Genomic DNA, 13583 nt, shown 5'->3' on the forward strand with positions numbered 1-13583 from the left:
GATTTATTGGAACTAGACTACACATTAAAAAGCTAGAGTTCATTTTTATGAGTATTATTTCTCTTCATAGTGTGTCCCTTAATATTGCAGGTAATCAATTATTAGATAAAGCGGACTGGCAGATACATCCCCAAGAGCGCATTGCGTTGGTAGGGAGGAATGGTGCTGGAAAATCGACTCTACTTAAATTATTACAGGGTGACCTACTTCCTGATAGTGGTCAAATCAATCGGCTTTCTGGATTACGTGTGGCAGGTTTAACCCAGGAAGTCCCAATTACTGAAGATGATACGGTTTATCATTTTTTAGTGAAAAGTCTTGGTGAGGTAGGTGAGGTATTATCACGCTTCTATGAATTGTCTCAGCAAGGTGATATGGATAAATTAGTGGCATGCCAACAACAAATGGATAATTTACATGCTTGGGATAAATTACCACTAATAGAAACGATGGCAAGTCGTTTAGGCATAGCTACAAATCAACGTATGAGTAATTTATCAGGAGGAATGAAACGACGAGTACTGCTTGGCGCAGCATTAATTGCTACTCCCGATCTATTACTTTTGGATGAGCCTACAAACCATCTAGATATTGGAGCAATTGAATGGTTAGAATCTTACTTAAAAGAGTTTAAGGGTACGGTATTATTGGTCACCCATGATAGAGAGTTTCTGGATCAAGTCAGCAATCGTATCGTTGAAATTGATCGTGGAAAATTGTACCAACATGATTGTAATTATGAAACTTATCTAGATAGACGCGAATCTATTCGCCTTAGTGAACAAAAGCAAAATGATTTATTTGATAAAAGACTGGCTGAAGAAGAAGTATGGATTCGCACGGGAATTAAAGCACGACGAACCCGTAATGAGGGCAGGGTGCGTGCCTTAAAATCAATGCGTGAGGAATATAAAGCTCGTCGTAATCAGTTAGGGCAGGTAAAAGCATTTTCTTTAGATGTGACACGTTCGGGGTCAATGGTTGTAGAGGCAAATCACATTGATTATACCTTAGGGAAAAAGACGATTTTACGCGATTTTTCATTACTTCTAACCCGTGGCGACAAACTTGGAATTATAGGTCCTAATGGTTGTGGCAAAACAACATTGGTACGATTATTACTCGGAGAGCTACAGCCTGATTGCGGACAGGTTAAACTTGGAACCTCTTTAAGTGTTGCCTACTTTGATCAATTACGTAGGCAATTACGTGAAGATCAAACTGTTATGGCTAATGTTGGTGATGGTGCCGATTATGTAACTATTAACGGCAAACAAAAACATGTTGCGAGTTATTTACGAGAGTTTTTATTTTCACCTGAACGATTTAATCAACCTGTTTCTGTTTTATCAGGTGGAGAAAGAAATAGATTATTATTAGCGAAACTTTTTGCAAAACCTGTCAATTTACTGGTGATGGATGAGCCAACCAATGATTTGGATATTGAAACTTTAGAGCTCCTGGAGGACATGTTAATAAACTATCCTGGAACCTTAATACTAATTAGTCATGATAGAGCATTTATTAATCAAGTTGTTACCAGCGTTCTCGTCTATGAGGAAGTGGGAAAGTTCAATGAGTTTGTTGGTGGCTATGATGAATATAAAATGCATAAAAAACAACAGCAACGTGAGGTCGTAACAAAAGCTCCTGTTGTAAAACGAAATACAATCGCAAATAAGTTAAGTTTTAATGAGCAGCGCGAATTGGCACAATTACCACAGAAAATTGAGCATTTAGAGGAAAAAATAGCTGATTTACAGCTGCAAATGGCTGATCCTAAATTTTATCAACAAGATGCTCAGACAATTACGAAGATAAATCAAAGTCTTGCGGAGAATGAAGATTCATTAGCACAACTTTATGCACGTTGGGAAACCCTGGAAGCTGTTGAAAAAAGGAACACATAAATGTTAGTAACTTTAGCATTGCTTGTTTTTTTAGGCTCCATATTGGTCTTTTTTTCAGAAGAATTTATTAAAATTTTTAAGAAATTATTTGCGATAAAAGGAGCCAAATTATTTATACCTTTATTTCTTGCTTCCTGGCTTATTTATACTTTTGATTTTTGGTTTTTATGGGTAGCTTTTTATTTACGTGAAACGTTACTTTATGTCGTGATGTTTTTAACAGGTATCATGCCTTTTCGAACAGGTGCAAACTCAGTTGCACTGGTTATCTTGCTCACAACTGCTTCTGTAGTCCCCGTATTTATTCTGGATCTCCAATCTCGAAGAAAAAGTTTTAGAAAGTATAAATATCCCTATGTTACAAGTTGGATTATCTGGATTTTATGTGTTGTTTTGCTGGTTATCATCTGATTTTTGGGAGTACCGTCATTAGTTAAGACGTTATCCCGTGCGATTTTGCGGATTTAATGGTCATGTTAATAGATGCTGCTGACCACCCATCTTTATGAAAATATCTATCAATTCATTGGGTTATTTATTTATCACGTAATTTTTTTTTCTACAAAGTAACTTTTAGTAAACAATAATTTTTTAATAAAACCTTAAGTTTTCTTTCATATACTCCAAGATTCAAATCAGTTGAAAGTAATAAAAGGAGATTAAAGTGTTCGATAGAATGCATTATGAGCCAAGAAATAAAGGAGCCCAGGTTAACGTTCATACGCATCATCATAGTCACCACGGCCGCTATCATCGACATTATTATAATACTTCTGGCTGGGGTTTAGGTTCCTTATTCATCGGCGCAATGATTGTTATTCCTATTATTCTCATCGCGTTAATCCTTAAATTGACGGTGGGAGCGTATCATTTTGCAACGACATCCATGGCGGCTACTGGTTTAGTTGGGGCAAAGATGGGGGTAAGCGCTGGAATAGCCGCAGGGACAAGCACTACTGGAGTAGGGGTTGGTATAGGTAGTACACTTGCTTTTAGTACTGCTTTGGGAATAGGTGCTCTCTTTGTTTACGGTGTTATCGGAATGGTTTATTTATATTCTAGTGCTAAAGAATGCTACGGCAGTAATAAAAATGTGCTCCATATGGTTAAATCACAGGTTGTTAATGAAGATGGTTTGAGTTTTACAGGCGCAGTAAAATCTATAGGTGCAATTCTATGGTCCCCTTTTTTACTTGTTGGAGGATTGGCAGGTATGGGAGCTAAGGCTGTTGTGCAGACTTATAACTCGAGATTTTCTCAATCAAAAGAAGATGAGGAAATAGAGCTGGAAGAGATAAAAACATCTCATTCTCAAATGAAAGATCTTGGTCTAAATACAAGACAAAATATAGACGTAGGCCAAAAACCGGTACAAAAAGCTTCATTATTTTATGATCCTTCAACAGAAGAGCAGTTTGATGGATTCAATCCGATAACAACCCATACACAGCTTCGATGTAACTAGAAAAGATCAGAGGGCATTTTAACTTGAATGCCTTACACTATTTAAGTGCTGAATTCTTTCTTTAGTGTATAATAACGATAATTTGTTTGCAGGTTGTTTTATGAATAAAGAGGACTTTTATTTTGATTTACCCCCGGAGCTTATTGCTCAATACCCGCTAGCTAATCGGAGCGATTCAAGACTTCTGGTTTATGACCGTAAAATAGGCGAATATGGCCATCATCAGTTTCGAGAAATCGCAGATTTTTTAAAATCAGGTGATTTGCTGGTTATGAATGACTCGAAAGTAATTCCGGCACGATTATATGGTCACAAAACTACCGGAGGAAAGGTTGAGTTATTGGTGGAACGTATTACAGGCGAATTGACTTTTCTTGCTCATATTAAAGCAAGTAAAGCATTGAAAGCGGGTTCCATTATACAATTAGAACAAAATAAACACATTGAAATTCTTGACCGGCAAGATGATCTATTTGTTTGTAAGGCCAACACAGAAGTGTTGGAACTACTCAACGGAGTAGGACATATTCCTCTGCCACCATATATTGCGCGAAATGATGAAAGTTTAGACATAGATCGATATCAAACTATTTACGCTAAATATGAAGGATCAGTTGCAGCCCCAACTGCCGGACTACATTTTGATGAAACAGTGTTAGCCAATATACGTTCAAGGGGTATTGCTGTGGCGTATGTCACATTACACGTAGGGGCGGGAACATTTAGACCAGTTCGCTGTGATAAGATTGAAGATCATAAAATGCATTGTGAGCATTTTACCATTAGTGCGGAATTATGTGCTGCGATTCATGCAACAAAAGCTGCTGGAAATAGGGTGATTGCAGTAGGTACTACCGCTTTGCGCAGTCTTGAAAGTGCGGTACAGAATGGGGCTTTAACTCCTTGCAGCAGAGACACAGATATTTTCATTTATCCGGGATATGAGTTTAAAATTTGTGATGGTTTGATGACTAATTTTCATTTACCTGAATCCACTTTACTTATGTTGGTTTCAGCTTTTATAGGCCATAAACAAGCAATGAAGCTTTATCATGAGGCGATTGAGAAAAAGTATCGATTTTTTAGTTATGGCGACACAAGCTTATTGCTGTAAATCAGGAGAAATAGGAATGTTTGCTGTCACTCAAAAGTTTATACCCATTTTAACTTCAGAAGCAGGTCTATGTCTTACCGCGAAAAATTGGCAGGAGGTCAATATAACTGCGGGTTCTTATTCGTTGGAAAGTTTATTGTATAAACCAGGCATAGACGTTTTAAAGAAAATAACTGATATTGGGCATTATTTAGCATGGCCTGGTTTTGTCATATTCAATGGAATGTCGCTTAGAGTGAATAAGGAAGGCCTTTTTGTGCTTAAGTCTCCTTATGATGGTTCCAAAATAAAGCTTAGCCTTTTTGATTTACTTGCATTAATCCATCATTTAAATCCCAAAGCGGTTATTCTACCTAAAAATATCATGAATCATTTTCCACAATTTTGGGATCATTGGAATTGTGCTATTTTTCCTTTTTTTCATCAGAATGATGTAGAAAAACAAAATATAAACCAACTCTATGGTGTTTATTTTAACACTGAGGAGAATGGATTGGATTGGGAACAATTAGGTCGCTGGTCTAACATCCCGCGCTATGTAATAGGTAGTTTTGAACCAGGATTAATTCATGAATTGTCTCATGAAGGAGTTGCGCTTGTTGAGACTGATGAACCTGCAAAAGCAGCGCTACAAGGAAAAATATATACTCAATCTGGAACTATAGATTTAACGGATTTAAACGCCCAAATGCAGTTTGAACCAATTGATATTAAATGCATTTGCCCTACTTGTAGCCAACGGTTTACTAAAGCGTATTTGCATCATTTGTTGCAACATACACCTTTGTTATGTCAACGGTTTTTAATTCAGCATAATGTATTTTATGCGCAGAATACTTATCGGAATTGATGCCACTGTCAGATCATCCTAAACAGATTGACAATTAAAAAGCAATTCTATACATTGCGCCACTTTAATAAAAGCAGGGATGTTGATCATGCGTGATAATTTTTTTCGTAGTTTTACTGTAACTGGTGCCGCAATTACAGGTATCCCGAGCGCTTCTGTGTTAGGGGTAGGTAGTGGTGTATCCCAATCTGTATTAGCTGCAAAAAACGCTTCTGCGGTATTGTCTGAAAAAAGTGGTCAACGTGATTCTATTCTCCGAGCAATGCATGTCTTATTTGAGAACCCTCCTAAACTGGATCACAGCGCTTTAGAAACTTATATAGAAGAAATAAGAGAAGGGGCTATTGCAACCAATGATTCTATAGCTTTTGTTGTTAGAAATGCTTTATTGGGTTTGCTAAGCGGTGCAGGTCACTTGGCACAAGTGCCTAGTGATGTTGTAACGGTTGTAAAAGAAACTGGACATGGCGTATCCCAGGCACAAATTCCCACTGACAAAATGCAAGAAGCAATCAAACAAGCATTCAAATTCGATGCTAAAGGTAAGGGGGCATCTGTCAGCATTAATAGTGTCTCTCGAGGTGTTAGTGATCAAGGTGGTCATGTTATGGATGAAGTTGCTCGAGGGATTAACATAGATGGTAACTCCCATGCAGAAACTCATGCTCGTGCTGCAGCATCCACAGGGGCTGGAGCCAGCGTAGCAACGACAGCCGTCCTCCCTACCGCGACAGCATTGTTAACTGATATGATTGGACAAATTTTTAGGGAAGGGGAGGCGATTAGTCATTTTTCAGGAAATGAATCAGCAAGCAAAGATAACGAAAAAAATGTCTACCATGCCAGCAGTGGTGTATCTAAAGCAACACAAAACGGAGATAGCCGTGCCTCAAAACAACAGTTACGCGATCTAGAAGCAGCCTTGTCTCATACTGCACCGGCAGCTGATTTAATGTCCGATCAAAGCGTTACCAGTCCATGGACCACAGCATTGCTTCGTTTAATTGTGTTATCTTTTTTTGTTGAATCGTCACGAGGCATCAACAAAACAGCTATTGTAACCACCGATGGACGTGTGCAAAAAGCTCTTGCTGAAGCAACAGCTCGAGGGCCTTCTGGTGGTGTAGACCGTATCAACAGTTTACATTCTAATCTTAGTTTTCTTTCAAATATTATGCGTCTTTGTGCCGAAAATCTTGGGGGATCGCCTGCAATAATGACAGCAGAGCAAAGTAGTGAAGTGATCTCAAGTCGTTCCATGAGTGTATTGTTAAGTCATGTGGGCGAATTGGCTGACGCATTACGTCAACTCGTTAGCCCACAGCAAGAAAATGAAGTAAATCATGCTTCAGGAATAGTGAATAGTTCGGTGGATATTGCCAATCCAGAGATCTTGGATCGATCTGAAGCGACTATCAAAGGAGTGCTTGATCGAATTGAACAAGAAAATCAACAAAATATTATCCCAGGCCTTAATCAAGATATGGCAAGCCAATTAAGTTCGATTGCCCACGGTGCGGTTTCTTCTCTGGTAGCGACGCACAGCCTATTTAGCAATCCTGTGACGCTGGCTTCGAAAGCCTCTAAAGAAGCGGTAGCCAAAATAAATGAGGCGCAAAAAAATGAAGCCTTGATGGAAACGCTTCCTGAGATGACGCAGATGCTAAATGTTATTCAAGCTTCGACGCGAAACTTTATCGTAGAAATTGAAAAAGAAGCAAAATCGGGAAAATCAGAAAAACAGGGTTCTTTATTATCAACACACCAATCGGTTGCAAGCAACACTGCAACCGTATATTGGGCAGCAAGTACTTTAGCTTTATTATGCGACGAAATGCTAAGTATTTGTCGTTCATTGACCTTAATTGATCAAAATCGTCTGCAAGTTATATCACAAAAAGCCAGTCAGGTGCCTAGCAAAGAGGAGTCTGCTCAATCCACAGACCAGATTGGGTGGGATAGTCATTTAGGTCAAGATTATAGCACTACTCATGCAATAAGTGCGTTACGCTTAACTTTATCGCATACGGGGATTGCTCTGATGCGAATCGCACTGGATTTACATAATGCATTGAAAGATAACATGGATACAGTACAACGAGATCTTGCTATGCATACATTACAACAAAGCTTGCTGACTTCCAGCGCTTATGCTGCACTTTATCTTGCAGAGGGCTCATTATTAACAACCGGTGCTGCTTCAGCATCTCCTGCGAGCTTAAATGGTTCGGTGAATTGGACGCATAAAAAAGTTCACACTACCGATGCTCATTTACATCCCGCACAAACACATGAAAGTGAAAATTGCAGTAAAAGAAGCAGTGATTCGTCCCAATCGATAGGGTTTAGTACCGATCTTGTTGCCGGAACAGTCACTAATATACTTAAAGTTTTGGCTCAAGGAGGTTTAATTGGCCTTGATACTACATTAAGGCTTCTTCACGTACTGGAAATTATTAGTTTGCATCGAGACTCACACATTGCATTGCAATTGGAAACCAATGACTCTTCTAATCCTAATGGAGTATTGATAAATACATTCAGCCAGCCTAGCGTCGGTTCTAGTGCGGGAACGAGTGCCATTTTAATGAATATTCTTGATGCTTTTAAAACACTTGATCAATATAGTGACACTGACTCTACTTTAAATGCCCAAAACAGATTGCAAGAGGTGATTGATCAACAGATTGCTGGACTTATGGCACTAAAAGACGATGAAGAGCAGTCTGATCATAAAAAAGGCTTGAAAGAATTTTATAAAATCATTATTCGCTTATTGGCGCCCAATGTTCAGGCGACAGATCTTGATAGTTTGATTAAGCGACTCAATTTTGGTGGTGTTTCTTTATCAAGTTATCACTCAAAATTTGGTGCTTACAGCGATGAGCCTGTACCTGATTTAAGGTTTGTGGCTCAATTTGCAAATGAAGATGATGCGCAAGGCATACTGCGTAAATTTATAGATAAATCTAAAGATGATTTGTCTTTACTAAAAGCATTACATGACGCGTTACCACAAGACCAACGAAGTGCAAAAGCCCAGATATTGTATGAACATGTTTTTGAAGAACTCTTTCAACATTACAAACAAATTAAAATGAGTGATGTCGCACGCCATAATTCTACTAAAAGAAAACTTCCTACACGACAGGAGTTCCAGGTGGATATAGGCCTGGTGCAACCCCAGTTAGAAGAGACTCATCAACCTAGCGCCCTAAGGATGTAAAAAATAGGTAGACTAGGGAATGTTTCTTTTCATCCCTCTATGTTCTGTGCGACTTGTTTCTGAAAAAAGCTTATAAAATGAAACATTGAGGTTCCAGTAGCTACTTAGAACTGTTTTGCCAACGAGTCCAGACATTGATATCAGAGACATTCGCCTGAATCGGCGCCCTGTGCCTTGTCCGTGAGATCTAATATGGGGCGATATTTCTGGATCCCACGAACAAGTCGTGGGACGTAGTAATAAGATAGATCCTTTAAGTGAACGTTCGTTTCGAGATAAGAACGTGAATCATTACCCTGAGACGTTCGGGCTGAAGAAACATTTCGCTGTTTCGGAGCTCAATATGCTTATGTTGCTGCTTCGAGACGCTGCTAGTGCACCTCAGAATGGATCAAAAACAGAGTGAACCTATGTACAACTATCACACTTTCGATATTGACGATGATCAGGATGGCAGTGTTGTCATGCTAAGAACGCTAAGAACAAAATTACCGCACGTGATGAGGGAGCAGCTAAATCTGAAAACACAAACTCGTGCTTACTTTTTATTAGCTATGTTGAGTGATGATGACTGTGTTCATCGACTTTGTGAGCAATTGCAAGAGCAATACAAAGTACACCCTTCTTCTAAAACTCCGCTAGAACAAGCTTTATCATTAATCACCCAATTACAAGAAAGTCCATGCAATCACTTGGCTCCCTTCAAGTATCGCTTGCCCAACTTCTTAGGTGAATACCCTATTCACAGCAGGGAAATTAACATTAAGATCAAACAATTTAATCAACTCATTGAGGCATATCATGCTGATGATCATGCCAAAGAGTTAGATGCATCTGCATTAGATAATGCCTATCAAGACGTCTTACTTGCCCTAAAAGATCATTACATGGGGTGCAATATGAATAGCTTATGGGAATTGCTAAAAGCTATGAGCGCTTGGTCAACAGCTCCTGTAGAAATGTTTTTACCGAATTATCCTTACCTGTTGTCACCTGTGGCTCATACAGATAATCCAGCCCAGGTGGAGTCAATATCGTTTTCAAAAAAATTGGTTGATCCGATTGCCCAACATCTTCCCACAAATAAGAACGTAGAGACACAACCCTTTACCTCAACATTTGATTATCAGATTAATGAAGCTGGACGTATCGCGGATAAAAGTGTTTATTTGTCACTTCATGGATTTGCTTTAAAACCAGGTGGTCATGCAGATGCATTGGCTAAGAAAATTCCGGATTTCTTACCTTGGGTACAATGGCAATCTAACATTCGACGGCAATTATCCCAACTTATTAATCTACCACTTAATGATGAATTTTTTGATTGGTTACAAACTGTATTACAACGCTTGGGAGTAGGATTTATCACTTTAAAATCATCTTCTTATGAGTGTTATGTCAGTCCTTTTCTCAATCATAAGACCATATTAAATTCATTAAATGAAGAAATGGTTCTTCGCATTTTACAAGAGCAGTGTGAGCAAGCAGACATAACTATTGGAGCTGAGAACTTACCCATAATCGGTCGCTATTTAATGCGCTTCTTACAGCGATTTCAATTTAATCGAGGTGAAGCTTTGGGAATTGGTGCAAATTGGGGTGGAGTTGTTAGTGACTCTAATGAAGCGGGAGTTGATGCATTTAGATTTAATGATCCTGAGTGGGCTCTTCATTTCAGAAATTTAAGCCTCCATAGACAAGGCCCCTCTGAGGCGCGTATGAATGCAGCGATTGGGATTAAATATGAACTTCAGGCGCTTCTATCAAGTTTTGAGTATATGACTCAATTACAACCTTCAGAACACGCTAATACGCTTTACAATGCTTTGGTGGATAATTTGGTCACAGGTCTTTTTCCTGAGCCTCCTTATTTTGAAAATTCAGCTTACGCCAAGTATCGTCGTCATTATGTGGTGAATGAGACTGACGAAGGGATGCAACAAATTGATTTTTTTTACCAACCAGATCCTCAAGGTACCTATTTTAAAACGAACAAAGGTGACTACAAACAAACACCTATGTTCCGACAAGCTGGTTCATTGGTGGTAGAGGCATTTCCTAGAGATACGGGTTCTGGTGACTGCGCGCAATCACTTTCTGTCGCTAATCCATTGTGGCCTCTGCAATTGCAATATGCACAATCATCTTCTACGGGAATGCGTGGGCATCTGGTTTATAATCCCATCGGGCCAGATGAATTTATACCGGATGCATTTTATGGCCAGGTAATACGTGAAGCAGAAGATTTCTTTGTGCCTTTCATTGGGGTGATACCCAAAAACTTCGACAAACATTTTAAACAGGTAGAGCTTTGTGCTTCTTTTGTCATTCGCATGCTCCAATCGTCGCGTTTAATGGCCTATTGTCCTACATTTAGTGCTTATTATTTTGCGATTGCAGCACGATTTTTACCTCCGATCGATGGAGCGACCCCGCTATTGCCCAGTCATACTAATATTGAAATAAATCGTAAATGGAAAATGCTTGATAAGATCTTACATGATCCACAACGAACAGCAGAAGCCTGTCATAAAGCGTTTTTTTCCTTATTTAAAGAGCTCATCTACAGTTTATATCCCTTAACTCCAGAAGATGCAGATTTGCATTATTATTTTGTTGAGTTGACAAGCTCACCCGATGCATTTGCTCCTCAGAATCGTGCTACTTGTGATCGTTTGATTCGTGAGCTCACTACGCTAAAACCTTTACAAAATATAATGAGGTTGCAACATTATGAAAATACGCTGAGTTATCTGCGTCAGTTAACTGATTTTTTCTATCCTTCTCCGAGTGATGAAACGGCAAAAGCCATAGCGCAACAAGCGCGATTACATGCTAAACCCTTATTGGCATTGCAAGAGGTCAAAGCGTATTTTGCAGATCTACGTAAGAATCCAGCAGCGAATATTTCACCCAAAGTGTCACCAGGTTTAATGTATGATGCTTTAAAATATCAAGCGCCATCTCCAGCGATAAGCCAAGATTTCTATGGTCGACGTCATACGATGAACTTTCATTCCGGTTATCGTGATTTGGATGGAAATCAAATTGTTAGACCCTCAGCCCGTGAAGCTTGGTTAGATATAATGGTCAAAACCGGGGGAGCTTTATTGCCTCTCATCCGTCGTGATAAGACTTTCTTTAGTCTGCTTACCCAACCTTTTGCTCAGGCTTATATTGCAGGTTATCAAAAATACAGTACTCAAGAACGCTACAAATTATTAAAGGCAATCGGTTCTGGGATTGGTGGTTTTGTTTATGGCACAGGCTTAGGTGCAAGTCATGCGTTAAGTTCGATACCCAGGACTCTTTATAATAGTTTATTTACTTCAACCATACAGCAACAAAAAGCAGATCATAGCTTGGCTATTTCTTCTGCACCGAGTAATGAGCCTGGAGCACGTGTTCATGCGATTATGGATATCCGTGATCATTTACTGCAACTCATGGCAACAGTGAATGGCCACAGCCCATCAAAGGAAGAGCTAATTAATCGATTATTAACTCATGTTAAAAAAATACATCCGTCATTATTTTCTGGACGCATCACAAAAGAAATTCGCTATAAACAAATTTTGTTAAACGCATTTCCATTAGAAGCCTCCGAATGGCAACAATTATTCGTTCCTGTGATTGATACTGGGAGTAATAAAGTCTTGGAGCGCATCATCAATAAGCATGTCTTGCAAATTGATAATGTGTTAATTTATGCGCTTTATGAATGCTTAACTATGCCCAATTTTGAGCAAGAGACTCGTGAAAAGATTAAAATAATAATTGACAAACACAAATTAAAAAATCCGCAAGACAAAGCCTTAACTGCTTTGGCTGTTTACTATGCGAATAATCCTGATGCTAAAAGAAAAGATATAGCTCAGTTCCGTTTTAATAGCATGGCACTTGCAAAATTAAAAGAAAAAGAGCAAGGATTGCATAAAATTCAAACATGGATAAATAACGCACTTGATATACAATGGGGATTAGAAACCTTGTTCTCCAGTTTTATGGGGCAATATCAAATGATGCTAAATCAATTTACATTAAGTGATATTGTTACAGAACTCCCTGAGAGTATGAGAGAGGTGCTCATGGAGCTCTTATCCAGACCTGGAAATGAAAAACAGATTCTCAACCAATATGAATTGAATGAGTCACAAAAAGAATTCCTTTTACAATGCACTTTCTGTTATCAGCTCATCGTATCCAATGAGGTGAGAGAAAACATTTTAGAACGGACACGTATTCATGATACCTATGATTCGTCTTTAAGTATCAAAGCGCGTGAACATTTAAAATTAACTCAGTTTGTACAACGCGAATGGCATCATCATCTCTTACCGATGGAACATGTGCAATCCGTTATTAAGGAGATCAAAAAGCAGATAAAACTCTCTGAGCATTCTGTTATTGATGAATTATTCCACTTGTACGAAACAATAGTACAATCTCCCCAAAATACGCAGGTGTTTGATGCATTTTATGACACTGCTATGAAAATAAAAAAAGATTATGGGATTGAAAGCCCTCTACACGAATGGGTGAATGTCACCATGAATGCATTCGTTAATCAACTCTTGGATGAGATTAAATGGAGCAATGAGAAGCAATTAATGACTCCCTTAAGCGACTCTCAGGCCGCAGTGGCATGGTTAAACCATCTCATGAATTATAAGCACGGAGTACGTTCTTTACTCGTTCAACAAGTCGAGCAATCCCAATCATATGATCAAGCCGCATGGCGTTGCCAACATATTTTACAGGTGTTGGAGCAATCGCAACCTGATATAGATTATATTCATGGCACTGGCATGCAAAAATTATTGCGGATGATTTGTCAAAATAGCAATACAATGACTACAACAGGCCAACAGAAAGCTAGAGAAGTGCCCATCAATGTACTTTGTAAGCACTCCATTACTATGCAGCATGCTTTGGGTCGCGTTAAAGAGAAAATCCCTGATGCTGATTTTGTGAGACCCATCGATGTTGCATTAAAAATGTTTTAGAAAATGAGTTTT

7 protein-coding genes are annotated in these 13583 nt (G+C 38.8%); all 7 read left to right on the forward strand.

The features are described from left to right. Positions 1–47: 47 nt before the first annotated feature. The 7 genes from EL220_RS04495 to EL220_RS04530 all read left to right on the forward strand — a co-directional run bounded on the left by EL220_RS04495 (position 48) and on the right by EL220_RS04530 (position 13571). Positions 48–1910, forward strand: coding sequence for an ATP-binding cassette domain-containing protein (locus EL220_RS04495; protein ID WP_027270628.1), 1863 nt, complete (start codon positions 48–50; stop codon positions 1908–1910). Then, positions 1911–2321 carry a hypothetical protein gene (locus EL220_RS04500; protein WP_027270629.1) on the forward strand — a complete coding sequence of 137 codons (411 nt, stop codon included), beginning with the start codon at positions 1911–1913 and terminating at the stop codon, positions 2319–2321. It begins immediately after the preceding gene. A 253-nt stretch (positions 2322–2574) separates the two neighbouring features. Continuing rightward, on the forward strand, positions 2575–3375 hold the full coding sequence (locus EL220_RS04505) for a hypothetical protein (RefSeq protein WP_027270630.1): 801 nt from the start codon (positions 2575–2577) through the stop codon (positions 3373–3375). Between the two features lie 100 nt (positions 3376–3475). Further along, positions 3476–4489: a tRNA preQ1(34) S-adenosylmethionine ribosyltransferase-isomerase QueA gene (gene queA / locus EL220_RS04510; RefSeq protein WP_027270631.1), complete on the forward strand. Its 1014-nt coding sequence runs from the start codon at positions 3476–3478 to the stop codon at positions 4487–4489. Positions 4490–4505: 16 nt separating this feature from the next. Beyond that, on the forward strand, positions 4506–5339 hold the full coding sequence (locus EL220_RS04515; RefSeq protein ID WP_027270632.1) for a tRNA-guanine transglycosylase: 834 nt from the start codon (positions 4506–4508) through the stop codon (positions 5337–5339). An 88-nt stretch (positions 5340–5427) separates the two neighbouring features. Then, positions 5428–8565, forward strand: a complete 3138-nt coding sequence (locus tag EL220_RS18595) for a hypothetical protein (RefSeq protein WP_232002619.1) — start codon at positions 5428–5430, stop codon at positions 8563–8565. 386 nt (positions 8566–8951) lie between these two features. After that, positions 8952–13571, forward strand: a complete 4620-nt coding sequence (locus tag EL220_RS04530) for a hypothetical protein (protein ID WP_232002620.1) — start codon at positions 8952–8954, stop codon at positions 13569–13571. The last annotated feature ends 12 nt before the right edge of the window (positions 13572–13583 follow it).

It is taken from the genome of Legionella sainthelensi (assembly GCF_900637685.1).
Lineage (GTDB): Bacteria > Pseudomonadota > Gammaproteobacteria > Legionellales > Legionellaceae > Legionella > Legionella sainthelensi.

What these genes read in the sequence shown, in the direction of transcription:
- EL220_RS04500 (WP_027270629.1), top strand. Translation starts at nt 1,911, where the DNA reads ATGTTAGTAACTTTAGCATTGCTTGTTTTTTTAGGCTCCATATTGGTC.
- EL220_RS04495 (WP_027270628.1), top strand. Translation starts at nt 48, where the DNA reads ATGAGTATTATTTCTCTTCATAGTGTGTCCCTTAATATTGCAGGTAAT.
- EL220_RS04515 (WP_027270632.1), top strand. Translation starts at nt 4,506, where the DNA reads ATGTTTGCTGTCACTCAAAAGTTTATACCCATTTTAACTTCAGAAGCA.
- EL220_RS18595 (WP_232002619.1), top strand. Translation starts at nt 5,428, where the DNA reads ATGCGTGATAATTTTTTTCGTAGTTTTACTGTAACTGGTGCCGCAATT.
- EL220_RS04530 (WP_232002620.1), top strand. Translation starts at nt 8,952, where the DNA reads ATGGATCAAAAACAGAGTGAACCTATGTACAACTATCACACTTTCGAT.
- queA (WP_027270631.1), top strand. Translation starts at nt 3,476, where the DNA reads ATGAATAAAGAGGACTTTTATTTTGATTTACCCCCGGAGCTTATTGCT.